Source organism: Amycolatopsis sp. (assembly GCF_036008905.1).
Lineage (GTDB): Bacteria > Actinomycetota > Actinomycetes > Mycobacteriales > Pseudonocardiaceae > Amycolatopsis.
Map to the genome: position 1 here is coordinate 23,749 of NZ_DASYMU010000162.1, position 20,652 is coordinate 44,400.

26 protein-coding genes are annotated in these 20,652 nt (G+C 66.8%); 14 read left to right on the forward strand and 12 right to left on the reverse strand.

The features are described 5' to 3' along the window. Nucleotides 1-14 precede the first annotated feature (14 nt). Both VGP60_RS28500 and VGP60_RS28505 read left to right on the forward strand, forming a co-directional pair. Nucleotides 15-1,910 (forward strand): MFS transporter, encoded by a 1,896-nt coding sequence (locus VGP60_RS28500; protein ID WP_327551205.1) that lies wholly within the window; start codon nt 15-17, stop codon nt 1,908-1,910. 9 nt (nt 1,911-1,919) lie between these two features. Continuing rightward, nucleotides 1,920-2,438, forward strand: a complete 519-nt coding sequence (locus VGP60_RS28505) for a DUF2771 family protein (protein WP_327551206.1) — start codon at nt 1,920-1,922, stop codon at nt 2,436-2,438. A gap of 82 nt (nt 2,439-2,520) precedes the next feature. Here VGP60_RS28505 and VGP60_RS28510 read toward each other — a convergent pair whose 3' ends face one another. Next, on the reverse strand, nt 2,521-2,907 hold the full coding sequence (locus VGP60_RS28510) for a cold-shock protein (protein WP_327551229.1): 387 nt from the start codon (nt 2,905-2,907) through the stop codon (nt 2,521-2,523). Nucleotides 2,908-3,057: 150 nt separating this feature from the next. Here VGP60_RS28510 and VGP60_RS28515 point away from each other — a divergent pair, with 150 nt between their 5' ends. Then, nucleotides 3,058-3,294, forward strand: a complete 237-nt coding sequence (locus tag VGP60_RS28515) for a hypothetical protein (protein WP_327551207.1) — start codon at nt 3,058-3,060, stop codon at nt 3,292-3,294. Here the strand turns inward: VGP60_RS28515 and VGP60_RS28520 are convergent. Further along, on the reverse strand, nt 3,233-3,889 hold the full coding sequence (locus VGP60_RS28520) for an HAD family hydrolase (RefSeq protein ID WP_327551208.1): 657 nt from the start codon (nt 3,887-3,889) through the stop codon (nt 3,233-3,235). The two genes, VGP60_RS28515 and VGP60_RS28520, sit on opposite strands and share 62 nt — an antisense overlap. A 98-nt stretch (nt 3,890-3,987) precedes the next feature. Here VGP60_RS28520 and VGP60_RS28525 point away from each other — a divergent pair, with 98 nt between their 5' ends. Further along, entirely contained in the window at nt 3,988-4,584 is a 597-nt protein-coding gene (locus VGP60_RS28525) for a TetR/AcrR family transcriptional regulator (protein WP_414640421.1), read from the forward strand. Nucleotides 4,585-4,599: 15 nt separating this feature from the next. Further along, the gene (locus VGP60_RS28530; protein WP_327551210.1) at nt 4,600-5,568 is read left to right on the forward strand and encodes a R2-like ligand-binding oxidase; all 969 of its coding nucleotides are present in this window, start codon (nt 4,600-4,602) and stop codon (nt 5,566-5,568) included. A gap of 71 nt (nt 5,569-5,639) precedes the next feature. Here the strand turns inward: VGP60_RS28530 and VGP60_RS28535 are convergent, their stop codons facing one another. Beyond that, complete coding sequence (locus tag VGP60_RS28535) at nt 5,640-7,298, reverse strand: AMP-binding protein (RefSeq protein ID WP_327551211.1); 1,659 nt, start codon at nt 7,296-7,298, stop codon at nt 5,640-5,642. A gap of 132 nt (nt 7,299-7,430) precedes the next feature. Between VGP60_RS28535 and VGP60_RS28540 the strand changes: the two genes are divergently transcribed. Genes VGP60_RS28540 through VGP60_RS28560 form a run of 5 tightly spaced genes read left to right on the forward strand, consistent with a single transcriptional unit; the run spans nt 7,431 to nt 10,114 of the window. Next, a complete protein-coding gene (locus VGP60_RS28540) occupies nt 7,431-8,114 on the forward strand; it encodes a Crp/Fnr family transcriptional regulator (protein ID WP_327551212.1) in 684 nt (227 codons plus the stop codon). 6 nt (nt 8,115-8,120) lie between these two features. Beyond that, a complete protein-coding gene (locus tag VGP60_RS28545) occupies nt 8,121-8,426 on the forward strand; it encodes a hypothetical protein (RefSeq protein ID WP_327551213.1) in 306 nt (101 codons plus the stop codon). 3 nt (nt 8,427-8,429) lie between these two features. Next, complete coding sequence (locus VGP60_RS28550) at nt 8,430-8,888, forward strand: hypothetical protein (RefSeq protein WP_327551214.1); 459 nt, start codon at nt 8,430-8,432, stop codon at nt 8,886-8,888. Between the two features lie 51 nt (nt 8,889-8,939). Then, on the forward strand, nt 8,940-9,740 hold the full coding sequence (locus VGP60_RS28555) for a PhzF family phenazine biosynthesis protein (protein ID WP_327551215.1): 801 nt from the start codon (nt 8,940-8,942) through the stop codon (nt 9,738-9,740). After that, nucleotides 9,740-10,114, forward strand: a complete 375-nt coding sequence (locus VGP60_RS28560) for a YccF domain-containing protein (RefSeq protein ID WP_327551216.1) — start codon at nt 9,740-9,742, stop codon at nt 10,112-10,114. Before VGP60_RS28555 ends, VGP60_RS28560 begins: the two co-directional genes overlap by 1 nt. A 67-nt stretch (nt 10,115-10,181) precedes the next feature. Here the strand turns inward: VGP60_RS28560 and VGP60_RS28565 are convergent, their stop codons facing one another. The 6 genes from VGP60_RS28565 to VGP60_RS28590 are packed head-to-tail and all read right to left on the reverse strand — an operon-like array spanning nt 10,182 to nt 14,680. Next, entirely contained in the window at nt 10,182-11,024 is an 843-nt protein-coding gene (locus VGP60_RS28565) for a metallophosphoesterase family protein (RefSeq protein WP_327551217.1), read from the reverse strand. Nucleotides 11,025-11,061: 37 nt separating this feature from the next. Beyond that, the gene (locus VGP60_RS28570; RefSeq protein ID WP_327551218.1) at nt 11,062-11,865 is read right to left on the reverse strand and encodes an HAD-IIA family hydrolase; all 804 of its coding nucleotides are present in this window, start codon (nt 11,863-11,865) and stop codon (nt 11,062-11,064) included. After that, a complete protein-coding gene (locus tag VGP60_RS28575) occupies nt 11,862-12,947 on the reverse strand; it encodes a sulfate/molybdate ABC transporter ATP-binding protein (RefSeq protein WP_327551219.1) in 1,086 nt (361 codons plus the stop codon). The genes VGP60_RS28570 and VGP60_RS28575 overlap by 4 nt, the downstream gene beginning before the upstream one ends. After that, complete coding sequence (locus VGP60_RS28580; RefSeq protein WP_327551220.1) at nt 12,944-13,747, reverse strand: ABC transporter permease; 804 nt, start codon at nt 13,745-13,747, stop codon at nt 12,944-12,946. The genes VGP60_RS28575 and VGP60_RS28580 overlap by 4 nt, the downstream gene beginning before the upstream one ends. Before the next feature lie 6 nt (nt 13,748-13,753). Next, complete coding sequence (locus VGP60_RS28585; RefSeq protein WP_327551221.1) at nt 13,754-14,158, reverse strand: helix-turn-helix transcriptional regulator; 405 nt, start codon at nt 14,156-14,158, stop codon at nt 13,754-13,756. 33 nt (nt 14,159-14,191) lie between these two features. Beyond that, entirely contained in the window at nt 14,192-14,680 is a 489-nt protein-coding gene (locus tag VGP60_RS28590) for a MarR family transcriptional regulator (protein ID WP_327551222.1), read from the reverse strand. Between the two features lie 101 nt (nt 14,681-14,781). Here VGP60_RS28590 and moaA point away from each other — a divergent pair, with 101 nt between their 5' ends. From moaA to VGP60_RS28605, 3 genes are all read left to right on the forward strand, one after another. Continuing rightward, complete coding sequence (gene moaA, locus VGP60_RS28595; protein WP_327551223.1) at nt 14,782-15,846, forward strand: GTP 3',8-cyclase MoaA; 1,065 nt, start codon at nt 14,782-14,784, stop codon at nt 15,844-15,846. A gap of 10 nt (nt 15,847-15,856) precedes the next feature. After that, nucleotides 15,857-16,108, forward strand: coding sequence for a MoaD/ThiS family protein (locus tag VGP60_RS28600; RefSeq protein ID WP_327551224.1), 252 nt, complete (start codon nt 15,857-15,859; stop codon nt 16,106-16,108). Between the two features lie 571 nt (nt 16,109-16,679). Beyond that, the gene (locus VGP60_RS28605; protein ID WP_327551225.1) at nt 16,680-17,330 is read left to right on the forward strand and encodes a transglycosylase family protein; all 651 of its coding nucleotides are present in this window, start codon (nt 16,680-16,682) and stop codon (nt 17,328-17,330) included. A 125-nt stretch (nt 17,331-17,455) separates the two neighbouring features. Here VGP60_RS28605 and VGP60_RS28610 read toward each other — a convergent pair whose 3' ends face one another. Together VGP60_RS28610 and moaC are read right to left on the reverse strand one after the other, a co-directional pair. Further along, a complete protein-coding gene (locus tag VGP60_RS28610) occupies nt 17,456-18,379 on the reverse strand; it encodes a molybdenum cofactor biosynthesis protein MoaE (protein WP_327551230.1) in 924 nt (307 codons plus the stop codon). Next, nucleotides 18,376-18,846, reverse strand: coding sequence for a cyclic pyranopterin monophosphate synthase MoaC (gene moaC, locus VGP60_RS28615; protein ID WP_327551226.1), 471 nt, complete (start codon nt 18,844-18,846; stop codon nt 18,376-18,378). Before moaC ends, VGP60_RS28610 begins: the two co-directional genes overlap by 4 nt. Before the next feature lie 312 nt (nt 18,847-19,158). Between moaC and VGP60_RS28620 the strand changes: the two genes are divergently transcribed. Further along, on the forward strand, nt 19,159-19,515 hold the full coding sequence (locus VGP60_RS28620) for a type II toxin-antitoxin system VapC family toxin (protein WP_414640420.1): 357 nt from the start codon (nt 19,159-19,161) through the stop codon (nt 19,513-19,515). Nucleotides 19,516-19,608: 93 nt separating this feature from the next. On the opposite strand, the gene VGP60_RS28625 is transcribed toward VGP60_RS28620, so the two are convergent. Continuing rightward, the coding region (locus tag VGP60_RS28625; RefSeq protein ID WP_327551227.1) for an NAD(P)-dependent malic enzyme at nt 19,609-20,652 on the reverse strand (1,044 nt) is incomplete at its 5' end.

A 20,652-nucleotide genomic window follows, 5' to 3' on the forward strand; every position in this document is an offset into this window, starting at 1 on the left:
GCAGGATTGACAGCGTGAACCGTTTCGGCACCACTTCCGAGCCCGCCGATGGCGCGGGCAAAGGACGCGCGGGCCGAAAACGCAGGCGCCGGTGGACACCGGAACCCGGCGCGGCCCAGGCGAGGCCGTGGCAGCCGATCGCCAAGGAGAAGCAACAGCCTCGGTACGAGCCGCCCCCGCCTCCGCCGCCGCCTCCCCGAAGCGTGTTCTACGACGACCCGCCGCCCCCACCACCGCCGCGGTACAACCCGCCGCCGGTGCCGACGGCCGACGAAGCCCCGACAGGCGCGATCCCGATGGGCCAGCCGCTGCCGCCTCACCGCGGCGCGCGGCCGTACCCCGCGTCGGAGCGGCGCACCGAGCCCGTCCGGCACGACCGGCCGCCGTCCGACAGTTACGAGCGCTACGACACCGGTGGTTACGCGGGTGAGCCTGCCGACGCGTCCGGCGAACCGCAGGCCAACCGCACCGAAGCCACCGCCGGGCCGATACCAGGCAGCATCCCGCGGCTGCCGAAGAAGATAACCGTCACCAGGGTCGCCGCACTGCGCGGCCGCCAGCTGACCGGGCAGGCCGTCGACGCGTTCCACCGCGCCACGAAGGCCGACGGGGCCGAGAAGTCCGGCCTGACTTCGCTCACCTACGCGGTGATGCTCAACTACGCCAGCGACGCCGCGATGGCCATCGCGCTCGCGAACACCCTCTTCTTCGCCGCGACCAGCGGCGAGAGCAAGGGCAAAGTCGCCCTCTACCTGCTGATCACCATCGCGCCGTTCGCGCTGGTCGCGCCGATCATCGGCCCGGCGCTGGACAAGATCCAGCGCGGCCGGCGGCTCGCGATGTGCGTGTCTTCGGCCGGTCAGGCGCTGATGGCCGTGCTGATGGCGCTGAACTTCGACAACTGGGGCCTGTACCCGGCCGCGCTCGGCATGATGGTGCTGTCCAAGTCGTTCACCGTGCTCAAGGCAGCCGTGACACCGAGAGTGGTGCCACCGGAGATCACGCTGTCGAAGACCAACGCGCGGCTGACCGTCTTCGGACTGGCCGCGGCCGGTGTCTTCGGCGCGATAGCCAGCGGGTTCAACGGGATCTTCGGCGCCTCGGGCGCGCTGTGGTTCACCGCGGCGATCTGTGTCGCGGCCGCGGTGCAGTCGATGCGCATCCCGGCGTGGGTCGAGTCCACTGAGGGCGAAGTGCCGACGACCCTGTTGGCGCGCCCCGAGAAGAAGAAGCGGCAGCCGCTCGGGCGCCGGGTCGTGGTTTCCCTGTGGGGCAACGGATCGATCCGCATGCTGACCGGGTTCCTGATGATGTTCGCCGCCTTCGCGGTCAAAGCGCAGACGGAAGGGACTGGGCAGAGTCCGTTCAGGCAGCTTCTGCTGCTGGGCGTGATCGGTCTCGCGGCCGGGGTCGGCGGGTTCGTCGGCAACGCGCTCGGGTCGCGGCTGCAGTTCGGGAAGCCCGACGAGGTCGTGCTCGGTTCCGTGGCCGCCGCACTGCTGGCGGCGGTGTTGGCCGCACTGTTGCCCGGCCTCGCGACGGCAGCTCTCGTCGGCCTGATCGGCGCGACGGCGAGTGCGCTCGCCAAGATCAGCCTCGACGCGGTGATCCAGGACGACGTGCCCGAGGAGTCGCGCGCGTCGGCGTTCGGCCGCTCGGAAACCGTGCTGCAGATGGCCTGGTGCTTCGGCGGGGCCATCGGCCTGCTGCTGCCGCCGACGTACTGGATCGGCTTCCTGGTGGCGTCGGTGCTGCTTGCCATCGGGCTCGTGCAGACCTACCTCGTGCGCCGCGGCGGTTCGCTCATCCCGGGCCTCGGCGGTGACAGGCCGTTGCGGCCGGTCCGCACCGACAGTGGCCCGGTCCCCGCACAGGGGGCGGCCGGTTCGCGCTGGCGGGCGGGCTCGTAACCTTCACGTATGCGGCGTCTCGGTCTTCTCAGTCTTCTCGCGGGCAGTGCTTTCGCGCTGACGGCGTGCGGTACCCCCGGAGCGCCGGAGGTGACTTTCTTCGCCGACGGGCACACGGTCGACAGCGCGCCGTTGATCCACTGCGACGAGCTCGTGCGGAAGTGTGAGCAGAGCCCGGAAGGCGCGTCGAGCCTCAAGGTGCGGCCGGGCAAGCCGGTGCAGATCTCGATCCCGTCGGAGATCGCGCAAACGCCGTGGGTCGTCAACGTGCAGTACGCGAACGCCAAGGGCGAGCTCCAGCCCGTCAAGCAGGAGGCGTTCACCGGTGGCAACAGGCTCGCGTACACCGCGACCGCGCCGGCGGCCGACGACCAGCTGCTCGTCGTCGAGATCCAGCAGCTCGGCGCCGCTTACGCCGCCGACGAGACGGGCCAGCCGATCGTCGACGACGCCGGAAACCCGCAGCTCGTCGTCCGCGCGATCTGGTCGCTGCAGATAGACCCCGCCTCCGGAGCCCCCGCGCAGTAGCAAGGGACCTTTACTACCGCCTGGCGGGAGCGTGGGACCTTTACTGCCGCCTGACGCAACCAAACGTCCCTTGACCCCGAAATCAGGGATCGATGTCCCGGGCGACGGCGCGCATGATCTCGGCGATCTGCTTCGTGTACTTCTTGTCCGGGTACCGGTTGCGGCGCAGGTCCGGCAGCACCTTCATCTCGAGCAGCTTGATCATGTCGTCGACCAGCCCGTGCAGCTCCTCGGCGGGGCGGCGGCGGGCTTCGGCGACCGAAGGCGGCGGGTCGACGAGACGCACGGAGAGCGCTTGGGGACCACGACGGCCGTCGGCGACGCCGAACTCCAGCCGTTGACCGGCTTTGAGCCCTTCCACGCCTTGCGGTAGCGCGGCTTTGCGGATGTAGACGTCTTCGCCCTCATCCTGGGTGACGAACCCGAAACCCTTTTCCGCGTCGTACCACTTGACCTTGCCGGTCGGCACTGCCCTCACCGTTCTCTCTGTCGTTCCGCTCACAACTAAGCGTCGTGCACAACTAACGCGCCCCGGGGGCGTACCCAGGGCGCGCGTCCGCTCAGCCTATCTCGCCACACATGGTCGAGAGAAGCAGATACCTGGGGTTACCCTCAGGACATGGAGACCGAAGCCGCCCAGGCCCCGCCCAAGGCCGCCCCGCGCAAGCCCTTCCTGATGCGGGCCGGCGTCGGCCTGTTCGCGGTCGGCGTGCTCGCCATCGTGGCCGTGTTCATCATGTTCGCCGCAGGTCTGGTGAATCTCCCCGTTTGGCTGAGCGCCTTCGCGGGTGTCGTCACGCCGTTGGGGCTGGGGCTGGCACTGGTCGCACTCGTTCGCGAAGCGCGCCAGAGTTAGCTTCCAGCCAAGCGGGAAACTCCTCCAACGAGTCGAACACCACAGCCGCGCCCGCGGCCAGTAGATCCTCACGGCTGCACGGCCCGGTGACCACGCCGACGGGGATCGCCCCGGCTGCCAGCGCGCCCACGACATCGCCGACATGGTCGCCCACATAGGCGACGGCGTTGTTGTCGATCAGGGTCTGCGCTTTGCCCGCGGCCCAGAGCTCGCCGACCAGCACGTCGACGTCGAACCCGTGCTCGCGGACGTGCAGCGCGGCGTTCGGGCCGTACTTGCCGGTGACGACCACCGTCCGGCCACCGTCGGCGCGTGCCGCCTGCAGCGCGGCCTCGGCACCGGGCAGCGCAACCGTTTGCGCCACCACGATTTCCGGGTACAGCGCGCGATACCGGGTGATCAGCTCGTCGATGCGGTCCTCGGGCGCGCCACACGCGGCCAGGCCCTGCTCGAGCGGCGGGCCGAGATGAGCGGCGAAGTACTCGCCGTCGAGCGGAACGCCCGACTGCTCACTGAGCACCTTCATCACCGCGATCATCCCCGGCCGCGGGTCGATCAATGTCATGTCCAGGTCGAAACCCACGGTTATCCCCACGCGATCACCGTAACCCACCCGTGGTTGTACAGATCAGCCAAACAGGTAAAGCGCCTTGACACGTTTGCAATATCTGTCAAGCTGACCCTGTGGCCGAGATCACCAGTTTCAGCGAGCGGACCAAGGCTTCCCTGCGTGAGGCCCTCCTCGACGCGGCCACGGACCTGCTCCCGGAAAACGGCTACGCCGCGCTGCGGATGGCCGATGTCGCCGCGAAGGCGGGCGTGAGCAGGCAAACCGTCTACAACGAGTTCGGCAACAAGGCCACGCTCGTGCAGGCGGTCGCGCTGCGGACCACGTCGGAGTTCCTGGACGGGATAAGAGAACGCTTCGACTGCGCGGACAGTCTGCTGGCGGGTATTCGCCAAGGGGTGACCTTCACCATCGAGCACGGCCGGGAGAACCGGCTCGTCGCCGCCGCGCTGGGCAGTGACGCGGGCGAGGACCTGTTGCCCTTGCTGACCACCAAAGGCGCGCCGATCCTGCACGCCGCCGCGGAACTGGCCGCCGAGCACTACCGCGAGTTCGAGCCCGGGCTGAGCGAGGCGTCCGCCGCGTTGCTCGCCGAAACAGTCGTCCGGCTCTCGTTGAGCCACCTGGTGCTGCGTACCCATCCAGCGGACGTGGCCGCCGACTCCGTGTGCGCCGTACTCGCACCGGCTATCGAAAGCTTTAAATCGTCCACAATGGAGTAAACGAGAGGGATGGACATGACCGGCACCGTCGCCCAGCACCGCACGGGTTTCCAGTCGCTGCGCAAGGGCGGGCTGAACTGGGATTCCTTCCCGCTTCGCCTGTTCGTCAAGGGAAACGCCAAGTTCTGGAACCCCGCCGACATCGACTTCAGCCGCGACGCCGCCGATTGGCAGACGCTCAACCCCGATCAGCAGCGCTCAGCCACTTACCTCTGCGCGCAGTTCATCGCCGGGGAGGAGGCGGTGACGGAGGACATCCAGCCGTTCATGAAGGCCATGTCCAGCACCGGCCGCTTCGGCGACGAGATGTACCTGACGCAGTTCTGTTTCGAAGAGGCCAAGCACACCGAGGTGTTCCGGCGCTGGATGGACGCGGTCGGCCTCAACGAAGACCTGCACCCGTATGTCGCGGAAAACCCGTACTACCGCAAGCTTTTCTACGAGGAGCTACCCGAGTCGCTCGGGGTGCTGGCCGAGGATCCCAGTCCCGCCAACCAGATCCGCGCGAGTGTCACGTACAACCACGTCATCGAAGGCAGCCTGGCGCTGACCGGTTACTACGCCTGGCAGAAGATCTGCACCGAACGGAACATCCTGCCGGGTATGCAGGAACTGGTCCGGCGCATCGGTGACGACGAACGCCGTCACATGGCCTGGGGCACCTTCACCTGCCGCCGCCACGTCGCCGCCGACGACGCGAACTGGCAGATCGTCGGGGAACGGATGGGCGAGCTACTGCCGATAGCGCTCAACATGATCGGCTGGGTGAACGAACAGTTCGACGAACACCCGTTCGGCATCGCGCCCGGAGAATTCGTCACCTACGCGGCCGACCGTGCTCAACGCCGCCTCGGCGCGATCGAGTCCGCGCGGGGAATGCCGGTCGAGCAGATCGACCTGGACTACACCCCTGAGGTGCTCGAAGAAACCTTCGGCGAGGAAGACGCCAAAGCCTTCGCCGAAGCCGCCGGCGCCAAGGCCTGAACGCACTTTGTCGCTGAAGTGCGCTCTTTCACGAAGTGAGAGAGCGCACTTCAGCGCCAAAGTGCCCCCGGCTAAGCGTGTTTCGCGACGGCGACGTCCTCAAGGCCGAGCAGAGTGACCGCGGTCGCCCGCATCTCGATCTTGCGCACCTTCCCCGTGACGGTCATCGGGAACTCGTCCACCACATGGACGTACCGCGGGATCTTGTAGTGCGCCAGCTTCCCCGTGCAGAACTCCCGCACGGCCTCGGCGGTCAGCGGCTCGACGCCGTCCTTCATGCGCACCCACGCCATCAACTCTTCGCCGTACTTCGCGTCCGGCACGCCGATCACCTGTGCGTCCAAGACGTCCGGGTGCGTGTACAGGAACTCCTCGATTTCGCGCGGATAAAGGTTTTCCCCGCCGCGGATGACCATGTCCTTGATCCGGCCGGTGATGTTGACGTAGCTCTCGTCGTCCATCACCGCGAGGTCGCCGGTGTGCATCCAGCGCGCGACGTCGATAGCTTCGGCCGTCTTCTCCGGCTGCTCCCAGTACCCGAGCATCACCGAATAGCCGCGCGTGCACAGCTCACCCGGCTCGCCGCGCGGCATGGTCAGTCCCGTTTCCGGGTCGACGACCTTCACCTCGAGATGCGGCCCGACCCGGCCGACCGTCGACACCCGGCGGTCCACGGAGTCGTCGGCGCGGGTCTGTGTCGAAACCGGGGACGTCTCGGTCATTCCGTAGCAGATCGACACTTCCGTCATGCCCATCCGCTCGATGACCTGCTTCATCACCTCGACCGGACACGGTGAGCCCGCCATGATCCCGGTCCGCAGCGACGAGAGGTCATGGCTGTCGAAGCTCGGGTCGGCGAGCTCCGCGATGAACATCGTCGGCACACCGTACAGCGAAGTGCACGCCTCGGCGGCGACGGCTTCAAGCGTGGCCTTGGGTTCGAACGACGGCGCCGGGATCACCATGCACGCGCCGTGGGTGGTGGCCGCGAGGTTGCCCATGACCATGCCGAAGCAGTGGTAGAACGGCACCGGGATGCAGATCCGGTCGTTTTCGGTGTAGTTGCACAGTTCCCCGACGAAGAACCCGTTGTTGAGGATGTTGTGGTGCGAAAGCGTCGCGCCCTTGGGGAAGCCCGTGGTGCCGGAGGTGTACTGGATGTTGATCGGGTCATCCGTCGAAAGCGCGGCCTGCTTTTGCGCGAGCAGCTCCGGCGAGCCCTGCCTTCCCTTGTCCAGCAACGAGTTCCAGAGTTCGCCACCGATCAGGACGACGTGTTCCAGCTGCGGTGACTTCGGTTTCGCGGCTTCGATCATGCCCGCGTAGTCGGAAGTCTTGAACTTCTCCGCCGCGACCATCATCTTGATCCCGGCCTGGTTCAGCACGAACTCGAGCTCGTGCGAGCGGTAGGCCGGGTTGATGTTGACCAGGATCGCGCCGATCTTCGCCGTCGCGTACTGCGTGAACGTCCACTCGGCGCAGTTCGGCGCCCAGATGCCGACGCGATCGCCCTTCGTGATGCCGAGCGCGAGCAGGCCGAGCGCGAGCGCGTTGACCTCGGCCGCCAGCTCGCCGTACGTCCAGCGCTTGCCCGCGGCCCTGTCGACGAGCGCGTCCTTGTCCGGGAACGCCAGCGCGGTGCGATCGAAGTTGTCGCCGATGGTGTCCCCGAGCAACGGGACGTCGGAGATTCCCGAGGCGTAGCTGGGAACGGCGGGTGAATCCGGCATCGTGCCTCCTACAACTGCGTCTGCTCTGACGACGACCCGAGTCTAGGAGCGGCGCCTCCCGCCTGCCACCTGCACTTTGATCTCACACGGAAGACTTGACGACTAACTATGTATATTATTATACTTAGCTACATGGCCGACGAACGGTACCAACAGGGCGATAGCCTGTTCACCGAGGCGGACTTGGTCCACCTTGAATCGGTCGGCCAGGTTCTTTCCCGCCAGACAGGGCACGTCTTCTTCCGCGAGGACGAAGAAACCGACTTCGCGCTGTTGATCAAAAAGGGGTTTGTGAAGGTCGCCATCGGCGAGCCGCCCAGACTGAAGTTCGCACGCGGACCGAACGAGATCGTCGGCGAGATGGCGGCGCTTCGGAAGAAGCCCCGCTCGGCGAGCGTCATCGCGTGGGGCGAGGTCGAGGTTCTACACATTTCGGCCAGCGCGTGGCTGGATTTCCTCTATGACACTCCCCGCGCGATGCATGCTTTGCTCTACTCTACTGACGAGCGTCTGGACCAAGCGACCCGAAGGACCGTCGACTATTCAGAACTCGCCGCGGGACAAAAACTGGCCAAGGCTCTCGTGGAACTCGCCGATATCGGCCTTGGCTGGCGTACCTCGGACGGAATGACGATCCGGCATCTCAGCCAGGACGACCTGGCCAGCTACATCGGCTTGACAAGCGCCTCGATCAGGAAGATCGTCCGCCCGTTCAAGGACGAAAAGATCATCGAGATCGGCAGGGAAACGGTCACCTTCAGAAACCTGCAAGCCCTCAAAGCGATCGCCCGTGGTGACCGCCCCGTGTCGCGGTGAGGCGCCATGTCACCGACAGTTCTCAGCGAGACCGGCTGGATCATCACAGTAGTGGCGTTAGCCCTGGCGACCATCACAAAGGCGCTGACTTCTCTGTTCAAGGTCCTGGCGAAGGTGAAGGCCGGGAAGAACATAGCCGAAAAGATGCTGGAGGGCAGCAACCCATCGGAATGGCCGAAGATTATCCGCGCGTTTGGCGTTCTCGCCAAATCCGCCGAACTGCCGACACCCAGACAGCCGGAGGAAGATCAAACAAAGTCACTGGCCCGGCTGTTCCAGGTCAAACACAACACGCCTTCGGCAAAGGACTGACTCGTGCCACTTTCCCCGGGAACAGCCTGTTTGCCTGACCACCCACTCATCCACTGGCTCAAGGACGCTTGCCTCGACCTTGACCATTTCGTCATCTTTGGCAGCGCCCCGCTGCTCGTGCATGGCCTTCGCGAGAAAATCTATGATCTGGATGTGGTGGCGCGGGGCGAGGTGTGGGATTGGGCGTTGGCAGAAGGCAAGCCAGCGACTGGTTCGATCACGGGCGATCCGGTACGTCATTTCTTGGATGGCCGCATCCATTTCTCTGAACGCTGGATATCCGCCGCGTGGGACACGGATGACCTAATCGACGGCGCGGAGATCATTGAGGGCCTCCGCTTCGCGAAATTAACGGACGTACTCCGCTACAAGGAGGACCTACTGCGGAACCCCAAGGACCTTGATGACATCCGAGTGTTGCACAAGCGACTAACCGAGAAGGACATCTTGTTGGCCGGCTGAGTTGTCCCGTGGCAGGCCACCTGCGAACCGGACTTTCAGTAGGTTGAAGGCATGCAGTTCTTCCTTGTAGACGCGTTCACTCCGTCGGCCTTCGCCGGGAACACGGCCGCGGTCGTGCTCCTCGACGCTCCGGCCGACCCGGCCTGGATGCAGTCCGTCGCCGCCGAGTTCAAGCACTCGGAGACGGCGTTCGTCGTGACGGGCGGCGAAGGCCCGTTGCCGCTGCGCTGGTTCACCCCGGCCGCCGAAGTCGATCTCTGCGGGCACGCGACGCTGGCCACCGCGCACGTGCTCGGAGAATTAGATGCGGCGCGAAGCGTCTCCGTTGAGGGTGGTGGTGGGCGACGGGTGGGCCAGGTCTTTTCCACCCGCAGCGGAGAGCTCGCCTGCCGGGCGGAGGACGGTTGGGTGTCGATGGACTTCCCCGCCGACATGCCCGTCGCGTCCGATGACGACCCCGGAATCAACGACACCGTGTTCGTCGGCCGCGGGGTTTCGGACATCCTGGTCGTCCTCGGCGACGCCGCCTCGGTCCGCGGCTTCAAGCCCGACCTGCCCACCCTCGCCAAGCTGGACACCCGCTGCGTGATCGTCACCGCACCCGGTGACGTCGACGGCGTCGACTTCGTCAGCCGGGTGTTCGGTCCCGCGGTCGGCGTCGACGAAGACCCGGTGACAGGCTCCGCTCACTGCACCCTCGCGCCCTACTGGGCGGCGCGGCTCGGCCGCCACGAGCTGGTGGGTGAACAGGCCTCCGAACGAGGTGGCATTGTCCGGATGATCCTGAACGGCGACCGGGTCCGGCTTTCCGGACAGGCCGTCACCATCGCGAGCGGGGAGTTGCACGTCTGATGCGCACGATTCTGAACATAATCTGGCTGGTGCTGTGCGGGTTCTGGATGGCACTCGGCTACGTCGTCGCGGGCATCATCTGCTGCGTCCTGATCATCACCATCCCGTTCGGGCTGGCTTCGTTCCGGATCGCGAACTACGCGCTCTGGCCGTTCGGCCGCACTGTCGTCGACCGGCGTGACGCGGGCGCGGCGTCGGTGATCGGCAACGTCATCTGGATCGTCTTCGCGGGGATCTGGCTCTCGATCGGCCACATCTTCACCGGCATCGCGCTGTGCATCACGATCATCGGCATCCCGCTGGGCATCGCGAACTTCAAGATGATCCCGGTCTCGCTCATGCCGCTCGGCAAGGAGATCGTCCCCCTCCCGTAAAGGACGGCATCAAGGGACCTTTACTGCCGTTTGGCGGTAGTAAAGGTCCCTTGATGCCGCCTTGGGCTTACGGCTCGGGGGTCCAGGGGAGTTCGACGACCAGGCACGGGCCGCCGACGAACAGGCCGCCGTCGATGCCGAGGGCCTTTCCGCCCGCGTACAGGTACGGGTCCTCGATCTGCACCGGGTGGATGCCGAGCTGGTCGGCGATGACGCTGTGGCCGTGCACGATCCGCTCGCCGCCGAGCTGGTCGAGCATGCGCTGCGCCACCTCCGGGCCGTCCGCGCCGCGGAAGGCGTACCGGGTGGTCATCCGGCGCCAGACCTCCCACCACTCGGCGATGTCCTCGCTCTCGAGCACGCCGCGGACCGTCGCGTTGATCTCGTCGATGTCCGAGCCGTAGTCGAGGTACTCCATGGTGTCGGAGTGCATGAGCAGGTGGTCGGCCGCCAGCGCCACCAGCGGACGCGAGGTCAGCCACTTGATGTGGGCGTCGGTGAGACCGTCCTGATCGGACAGCAGGCCGCCGTTGATCTCCCAGCTCCGCGCGAAGCTGCGCGGGCCGAAGTCGGACGGCACCTCGTCGTCACCGAAGTGGTACATGCCCAGCAGCAGGATTTCGTGGTTGCCGAGCAGGGTGTGCACCGCGCCGCCGGCTTCGGCAGCCTGTTCCTCCAGGCGCATCACGAGGTCGATCACGCCGATGCCGTCGGGCCCGCGGTCGACGAAGTCGCCGAGGAACCACAGGTTGTCGTCGTCCGCGCTCCAGTTGTCCTCGTCGTCGACGATCCCCAGCGCGCGCAGGGCGTCAGCCAGTCCGTCACGATGCCCGTGCACATCGCCGACGACGTAGGTGGAACTCTTCACCTCGACGTCCGTCTCCTCGGCCGGAACCTGATCGTCACCCATGACCCGACGATAAGCCTTTCTCCGTCGCCACCGGTGGTCAGACCGTCCCGAACGGATCACGAGTACGCCCGACCAGGTCTGCGATCGAGTCGACCACGAGTGTCGGGCGGTACGGGTAGCGCTCCGCGGATTCCCTGGTGGAGATGCCGGTGAGCACGAGAATGGTCTGCAGCCCGGCTTCGATCCCCGAGTGGACGTCGGTGTCCATGCGGTCGCCGATCATCAGCGTGGTCTCGGAATGCGCACCGAGCGCCCGCAGCGCACCGCGCATCATCAGCGGGTTCGGCTTGCCGACGTAATACGGCGAACGGCCGGTGGCGCGCTCGATCAGCGCGGCGACCGAGCCGGTGGCGGGCATCGAACCTTCGAGGCTCGGGCCGGTCGCGTCCGGGTTGGTGGCGATGAACTTGGCGCCGGCCTCGATCAGCCGGATCGCGCGGGTGATCGCGCTGAAGCTGTACGTGCGCGTCTCGCCGAGGACGACGTAGTCCGGGTCACGCTCCGTCAGCACGTAGCCGACTTCGTGCAACGCCGTGGTCAGCCCGGCCTCGCCGATGACGTATGCCGACCCGTTCGGCCGCTGCGACGCGAGGAACCGCGCGGTGGCCAGCGCGGAGGTCCAGATGGACTCCTCCGGGATGTCCAAGCCGGTCTGTTCGAGGCGTGCGCGCAGGTCACGCGGGGTGTAGATCGAGTTGTTCGTGAGCACCAGGAACTTGATGTCGTTGGCGCGCAGCTCGGCGAGGAACTCGTCGGCGCCCGGCACCAGGTGTTCCTCGCGCACGAGGACGCCGTCCATGTCGGTCAGGTATGTCCAACGGGGTGGGCTCGACTCGCTCATGGGGCGAGAGTAGCGGCCGGATGGACCGCCACGCTGGTCGCCTTGATGGATAGAGTTATCGGTGTGCCCGGCTCCAGGCCCAGCTCAGCGACTGCGCCAGGGGTCAGATCCGCGGTTAGCCCATTTGCCCAGCCTTCACCCGAAGCGCGAAGGCGAATCACCGGTCCGTGTGGTTCGAGCGAGCTGACGACGGCGTCGGCGGTGTTGCGCGGGCTGCCCGGGTGACCCTCCGTATAGACAGCCACCGCGCTCGGTGCGAAGACGGCGACAGCCGCTTCGTCCAGGACGACGTCTTCAGCGGGGATCCCGGCGATCAACAGCCCGTCCGGCGTGCGTAAGCCGGCTTCGGCGGCGACTCCGGTGATCAGGTTCAGCCCGGCGATCCGCGCGGTGAACGCCGTCCTGGGGGCCGAAAGGACCTCTCGTGTCGGTCCGTACTCCACGACCTGACCGTTGGCGAGCACCAGTACGTGATCAGCGAGCGCGAGCGCGTCGAGCGGGTCGTGCGTGACGAGGACGGTCGATCGCTCGCTCTGCGCGCGCAGTACCCGCCGGAGCAGACCGCGGATCGCGGGCGCGGAGTCGACGTCGAGCGCCGCGAACGGCTCGTCGAGCAGCAGCAGGTCCGGTTCGCCCGCCAGCGCCCGCGCCACCGCGACCCGTTGCGCCTGCCCGCCGGACAGTTGTGACGGCTTGCGATCGGCCAGTTCCAGCGCGTCCACTTCGGTCAGCCACTTGACGGCGATCTCCCGCGACCGTTGGCGAGTGGCTCCCCGCGAGCGTGGCGCGAAACCGACGTTGTCCAAAGCGGACAGGTGCGGGAACAGCAGCGGGTCCTGGGACAGCAGGCCGATCGCGCGGTCGTGCGCCGGCAGGTCGACGCTGTCGTCGTGCAGGACCCGGCCCGCCAGCCTGACCCGCGCGCGCCGCGGGCTCAGCAGTCCCGAAAGGCTGCCGAGGATCGACGACTTGCCCGAGCCGTTCGGCCCGAGGATCGCGAGCACGCTCCCGGCGGGCACGTGGAACTCCACGGACAGCTCGAAGGAGCCCCGGCCCAGCTCGATCTCGGCGGCGAGGCTCATGACCGGACCCCTTCCAGCGCCCGCGGCCGGGCCAGCGCGATCACCAGCACGGCCACGACGATCAGCAGCAACGCGAGCGCGACGGCACTGTCCACATCGACCTCGGCCTGCTGATAGACCTCCAGCGGCAGGGTTCTGGTGACGCCTTCCAGACTGCCCGCGAAGGTGATGGTGGCGCCGAATTCACCGAGCGCCCTGGCGAAACTGAGCACCACACCGGAGCCGAGCGCGGGCAGCAGCAACGGCACGGTGACGCGCCGGAACACCGTCCAAGGCCGGGCTCCGAGCGTCGAAGCGACCTGCTCGTACCGGTCGCCGGAGTTCCGGAGCGCGCCTTCGAGGCTCACGACCAGGAAGGGCATCGCGACGAACGTCTGCGCGATGACGACCGCCCCGGTGGTGAACGGCACCTGCACCCCCGCGACGACGTCGAGCAGATAGCCGAGGAAACCCTTACGCCCCAACAGGTACAGCAGTGCCAGCCCGCCGACGACCGGCGGCAGCACGAGCGGCAGGAGCACGACAGCGCGCAGCACGCGGATCCCCCGAAGCCGTGAGCGCGCGAGAACCACCGCCAGCGGGACGCCGAGGAGCACACAGATCACCGTCGACATCGCCGCGGTGAGCAGCGAAAGCCGCAACGCCTGCAACGACGCTTCGGAGGTGACGAGACTGGGGAAACGCGTCAGGTCCGAGCGCGTCAGCAGGCCGACGACCGGCAGGACGACCAGCGCGAGCGCGATCGTGGCCGGGATCCACAGGACCCACGGGACGGCCGCTTTGGCGTTACGGCGTGACACCGGTCCTCATGCTTTTCCTTCCGGGGTCTCGACGACAACCGTGGTCGCCTTGACGACGGCGACCGCGAGCACACCGGGCTTCAGCCCCAGTTCGCGGACCGCTTCGCTGCTCATCAGCGACACCACCCGGTGCCCGCCGCACTGGAGTTCCACCTGAGCCATGACCTTGTCCATGGTCACCTCGGTGACCAGGCCGACGAACCGGTTGCGAGCCGATCTGCCCACGGTGGACGGGTCTTCGGAGGCGACGGCCTGGGCGCGGGCGAACTCGGCGAGCTCGGCGCCCGCCACGACCTTGCGGCCCGCGGCGTCGTCGAACGCGGTCAGCTGACCGGCCCGGACCCACCGGCGGACGGTGTCATCACTGACGCCAAGCAGCTGAGCTGCTTCGGATAACCGGAATTGCGGCATGCTCGGAACATTATCGCCGCAGATGAGGAAAAGCTATCCAGAGCGCGATTCGCCGAGTATTTCGTTGCGCAACTCGTCGAGCATCTCGTTCTGGAAACGCTCGATGGTTTTCCGCTCCTCGGAACTGAACCGCTCGAGCACGTCCCGGGTGAAATCGAGTGCGGATTGGAACAGCGGCACTAACCGTTCCGCGTCGAGCGGGGCGATCTCCACCAGCACTTTGCGGCGATCTTGCAGGTCACGGACCCGGCGGACGAACCCGGCCTTCTCCAGCCGGTCGATCACACCGGTCACCGCGCCGGTGGAAAGCCCGGTGAGCTCGGCTATCCGGCCCGCCGTCAGCGGTCCTTCGGTCTGGCCAACGAGGTCCAGCGCCTTGTGATCGGTCGCGGAAAGTCCCAGTTTCTCGGCAATTCGGGCGTGCCGCAGTACGGTGAGGGTGCTGGTCTCACGCCCCAGATTCCCGAAGCGCGCCAACTCCTCGGAGGACACCGGATACTTCTTCGCTGCCTCGACGGCCATCCCGGAATCCCTTCACCGATACTTCACGTACTGAGTCACTTTCCCCGCGAAACATTCTATCCATTCAGCTATTCCCCGCTCACAGAGTTAAGCTGGTGCCAATGACTTCGGTAGATCTTGGGTTTCCTCGCGTCCCCGGTACACGAGAGGGGTCGAACACGCCCCGGCCCGATCATCCAGGGCTCCTCGACAGCTTCGGCCGGGTGGCCACCGATCTGCGGGTTTCCCTGACGGATCGGTGCAATCTGCGCTGCACCTACTGCATGCCGGCCGAGGGCCTGAACTGGATGCCGGACGAGCAGAAGCTCGACCATATCGAACTGATGCGGCTGATGCGGATCGCCGTGGAGCAGCTCGGCGTCACCGACATCAGGCTGACCGGCGGCGAGCCGATGCTGCGCCCGGGTCTCGAGGACATGGTCGCCGAGATCGTCGGGCTCGAGCCCAAGCCACGGCTTTCCATGACCACCAACGGGATCGGCCTCGCCAAGCGCGCGCCGAAACTGGCCGCGGCCGGGCTGGACCGGATCAACGTCTCGCTCGACACGATCAACCCCGAGACCTTCAAGGCGATCACCCGCCGGGACAAGCTTTCGCACGTGCTCGACGGCATGGCAGCCGCGAGGGACGCGGGCCTGTCCCCGGTCAAGGTCAACGCGGTGCTGATGCGCGGGATCAACGACCACGAGGCGGCGTCGCTGCTTCAGTTCTGCCTCGACGAGGGCTACCACCTGCGGTTCATCGAGCAGATGCCGCTGGACGCGCAGCACGGCTGGAACCGCGGCGACATGATCACCGCGGCGGAGATCCTCGGCATGCTGGAGGCGGAGTTCTCCCTGTCCCCGTTCCCCGCGAAGCGCGGCGGGGCACCCGCCGAGCGCTGGCTGGTCGACGGCGGGCCCGGCGACGTCGGCATCATCGCGTCGGTGACCAGGCCGTTCTGCGCCGCCTGCGAGCGCACCCGGCTGACCGCGGACGGCGCCGTCCGCTCCTGCCTGTTCAGCAACGACGAGACGGACCTTCGCGCGCTCGTGCGCGCGGGTGCCGATGACCACGCGATTGCGGATGCCTGGCGTACCACTATGTGGGGCAAACTGGCGGGGCACGAAATCAACGAAGCCGGCTTTGCGCAGCCAATCCGGCCAATGAGTGCGATCGGGGGCTGAGGTGACCACGGTGACCGTACTGGTCCGCTACTTCGCTTCGGCCCGGGCCGCGAGCGGCGTCGACGAGGAGAAGGTGCAGCTGAACGCCGGGCCTTCGGTGGGCGATCTGGTCGCCGAGCTGCGCCGGACCCATCCTGAGAGCCTTCCCCGCGTACTGGACGCCGCGAGCTTCCTGCTGGACGGCGTGGCCGTCCGCGACCGGGCTCGCGTCCTCACCGACGGAGCCCGGATCGATGTGCTCCCGCCGTTCGCGGGCGGCTGAATTCTGCCTTTCACCCGTTCTCACGCTGCGGAATGAGGCAATTCCTTTCTGTTGAACTACATACGTGTAGTTCAGTTCGTGATTGGACTGGCGAAGTGCGCGACAGATCAATAAGGTGCACCGCCTCGGCGTTTAGACAGCCCCGCGAAAGGGCCTGCGACACGCCAACCACGTGACCCAAGCCTCATATTCGGCAATAATCTTCGGGCACAAAACGGTACTATAACGGCCCGCTGACCTGCGGAAATGATCGAATCGTTATAGGTTGCGCCCCGTTACTGTGATGTAGGTCACATAGCGATTAATTTCCGATCACGGCGGAAATTACGTAGCGTCGCTTTTCGGTTGGCCCCGACCAACCTGCAACACCGGGAATCCGTAGCGCCAAGCCCTGTCCAACGGAGTCCCGGACCATACCCCGAGCGAAAGCACTTCTGGACAGGGACGAGGGGACCCAAGGCGACGCGTCGTGCGAAGCCCGAAGTCAGCCGGCTTCCCGGCCGGCCATGCCCACTTGGGCGGACCCGCAGGCACCACAGCTCGTCGGCGCAGGAGAGAGAAGCAAAAAGTCATGTCTTACCGAGGCAAGCACCGCAAGATGTCCGCCGCCACCCGCAACATCGCCCGCGTCGCGGTCGCTGGAATCGCGGTCGGCGCTCCGCTGGCAATCGCTGCGACCCCCGCGCAGGCAGCAGGTACCAACTGGGACGCAATCGCCCAGTGCGAGAGTGGCGGTAACTGGGGCATCAACACTGGTAACGGTTACCAGGGTGGACTCCAGTTCTCCGCGAGCACCTGGAAGGCCTACGGCGGCCAGGGCTCAGCGTCCAGCGCTTCCCGCGAGCAGCAGATCGCCGTGGCGGAGAAGGTTTTGCAGGGTCAGGGCATTGGCGCCTGGCCGGTGTGCGGCAAGAAGGCAGGCTCCGGCGCTGTCGCGAAGGGTTCCAACACCCAGGGCGCGGCCAAGAAGGCTCCGAAGACCACCGCCGCACCCAAGAAGTCCGTGAAGGCCGCTACCCCGGCCCCGGCCGCCGCGCCTGTGGCCGGCACCGCGTCGGACAACCCGGCCGGCAACTACGTTGTCGTCGCGGGTGACACGCTGTCGAAGCTCGCCAGCAAGTTCAGCGTCGAGGGTGGCTACGCGCAGCTCCAGAAGCTGAACGCGCAGTACATCCCGAACGCCGACTTCATCCTGGTGGGCCAGAAGATCGCCACCAAGTAAAGAACGCGAACACCGAAAGAGCCCCAACGCACCCGAGCGTTGGGGCTCTTTCGGGTTCAAGTGCAATCCACGCACGCTCAAGTGCAATCCAGGCACACCCGAGTGCAGTTCAGGTACACAACCGGTTACGGAGAGTTGACCCACTCGTCCGTGCCGTCAGTGAAGCGCTGGTGCTTCCAAATCGGCAACCGGGCCTTCACCTCGTCGACAAGTTCCGCGCACGCAGCGAAGCCCTGAGCCCGGTGTTCGGCGGCAACGGCACACGCCAGCGCGACGTCACCGATTTCCAGTGCGCCGATCCGGTGACTGACAGCGACCGCCCGCACACCAGTCCACTTCGCCGTCAGGTCGGCGACGACCTCCGCGAGCACGTCACCGGCACTGGGATGGCCCTCGTAATAGAGATTGTTGACCGAGCGGCCGCCGTCGTGGTCGCGGACGACCCCGCCGAAGGTCACCACGGCGCCGGCGGCCTGGTCGTCGACCAGCCGCGCGTGCTCCTCGACCGAAAGCGGCGCGTCGACCACCTGCACCAGAGTCACCCGAACGGGTACTTTTGGTGCGGCCGCGGGACGCGGATGATCCGCGCCCGCCAGCTGGTCGACAGCGTGGTCGAGCACGCCCTCCAGCACGCCGAGGCCGTCTTTCACCCCGCCGCTGGAGCCGGGGAGGTTGACCACCAGCGTCCGCCCGGCGACCCCGGCCAGCCCACGCGACAGCACCGCCGTCGGGACGGACGGCAGGCCCGCGGCCCGGATGGCGTCGGCCACGCCGGGCAGCTCGTAGTCGAGCAGGGCCGCGGTGACCTGGGGAGTGCGATCCGTCGGCGAGATCCCGGTGCCTCCGGTCGTGATCACGACCTGCACCTCTTCGTCCAGACACTGGCGCAACGCCTGCCCCACCGGCTCGCCGTCCTCGACGACCAGCGGCTCCGGCACCTCGTACCCGCGCCCGGCGAGCCAACTGACGATGACCGGCCCGGTTTTGTCCTCGTAGACGCCTTTCGCCGCGCGATTCGACGCGACGATCACCCGCGCGGTGCGCTTCACGGTCGTTCCCATGTGCCGCTCTTCCCACCTTCTTTACGGACCAGCTGAACGCCGTTGAGCGTCGCCGCCGGATCCACCGCCTTGATCATGTCGTGCAAGGTCAGCCCGGCCACCGCGACCGCGGTCAGCGCTTCCATCTCGACGCCGGTGCGGTCGGTGGTCCGTGCCGTCGCACGGATCCGGACCGTCGACTCGCCGAGCTCGAACTCGATGTCGACCCCGGACAACGCGATCTGGTGGCACAACGGGATGAGGTCCGGGGTGCGTTTGGCCCCCATGATCCCCGCGATCCGCGCCGTCGCCAGCGCGTCGCCCTTCGGCAGGCCGTTCGACGCCAGCAGGCCGAGGACCTCGGTCGTGGTCTGCATCGTCCCGGTGGCGAACGCTGTGCGGACGGTGGCGGTTTTACCGGAAACGTCGACCATACGAGCCGCGCCCGCTTCGTCGAGGTGGCTGAGTTCACTCACGCGCAAAGGCTACGCGGGCCACCCCGCCACCTGTCGACAGATGGCACTCCTTCCTGAACGGCCGGCCCATGCCTCAGATTATCTGAATCACGCGTAACGGCCGCCGAGTAGCTCTTATCGTTCCCGCACCTCGAGCCAACGGCAAAGCCCTTCGCTCGATTTTCAGCGAATGGGCGGACACTCCGGGTCTCGACGACGACTTCGCCACCCGGTCGCGGATGTGCGGAACTCGGCGTCTGCTGAACTGGACGGCGATCCGTGGCGCGAGTGATCCTCGATACCGGAGTGCTGGTGCGAGGTTTTCGAGGCCAGTTGGACGCAGCCGCGATCAGCGACGAAGACGACGTCTCGCTTCCGGCGGTGGTGGTGGCCGAGTACCTCGCCGGTGTCCTTATCGACAGTGACCCCGCACGCAAAGCAGCGCAACGTGGCTTCCTTGACCGCATCCTCGACGCCACACCGGTCGAGGACTACACCGTCGCGGTAGCCGAACACCATGCGGCACTGCTGGCACACGTCCGGGCCACGGGGCAACCACGCGGTGCGCGTGACCTGATCATCGCCGCGACAGCCCGCGCCACCGGACGTCTCCTGCTCACGACCGACACCCGCGCCCGATTCGACGAACTTCCCGAGGTTCAGGCGCGGGTACTGCAGCCGGGTGGCTGAGTTCACTCCCGAGCTTCGCGAGAGGTCGACATGACGTGACCTCTTAGCTTCTAAGAGATCGCCATCTGTCGACAGATGGCGATGCTCGCCGTACTAGACGGTGGACGTGGCGGAGGACGCGCGCTCTTCGCGGACGGCCCGCTTCACGGCCTCGGCGACGGCCGGGGCGACGGCGCTGTCGAACACGCTCGGCACGATGAACGACGCGTTGAGCCGCCCCGCGTCCACGACGTCGGCGATGGCGTCGGCCGCGGCGAGGAGCATGGTGTCGTCGATGTTGCGCGCGTGCGCGTCGAGCAGCCCGCGGAAGACGCCGGGGAACGCGAGCACGTTGTTGATCTGATTCGGGAAGTCGCTGCGGCCGGTGGCGACGACGGCGGCGTGCTTCTGCGCCTCCATCGGGTCGACCTCCGGGTCCGGGTTCGCCAGCGCGAAGACGACGGCGTCCTTTGCCATGGTCTCGACCTGCGCGGCACCGAAGAGGTTCGGCGCGGAGACGCCGATGAACACGTCGGCCCCGACGAGCGCCTCGTGCAGCGTGCCGGACTGGTTCTCCTTGTTGGTGTTCTCGGCGACCCACTTGAGGTTGTCGTCGAGGTTGCCGCGGTTGACGTGCACGATGCCGTCGATGTCGGCGGCGACGATGTCACCCGGGTTCTTGCGCAGCAGCAGCCGGATGATCGCCGACCCCGCCGCGCCGACGCCGCTGATGACGATCTTGCAGTCTTCGATCGGCTTGCTGACCACGCGCAGGGCGTTGCGGAGCGCGGCGACGACGACGATCGCGGTGCCGTGCTGGTCGTCGTGGAACACCGGGATGTCCAGCAGCTCACGCAGGCGCGCTTCGATCTCGAAGCAGCGCGGCGCGGCGATGTCCTCGAGGTTGATCCCGGCGTAGACCGGGGCCAGCACCTGGACGGTCCGGATGATCTCTTCGGTGTCCTGCGTGTCGAGGCAGACGGGCCAGGCGTCGACGTCGGCGAACTTCTTGAACAGCGCCGCCTTGCCCTCCATCACCGGCAGCGCCGCGGCCGGACCCCGGTCACCGAGGCCGAGCAGCGCCGAGCCGTCGGAGACGATGGCGACCGAATTCGCCTTGACCGTCTCGCGGGTCAGCACGGACGGGTCCTCGGCGAC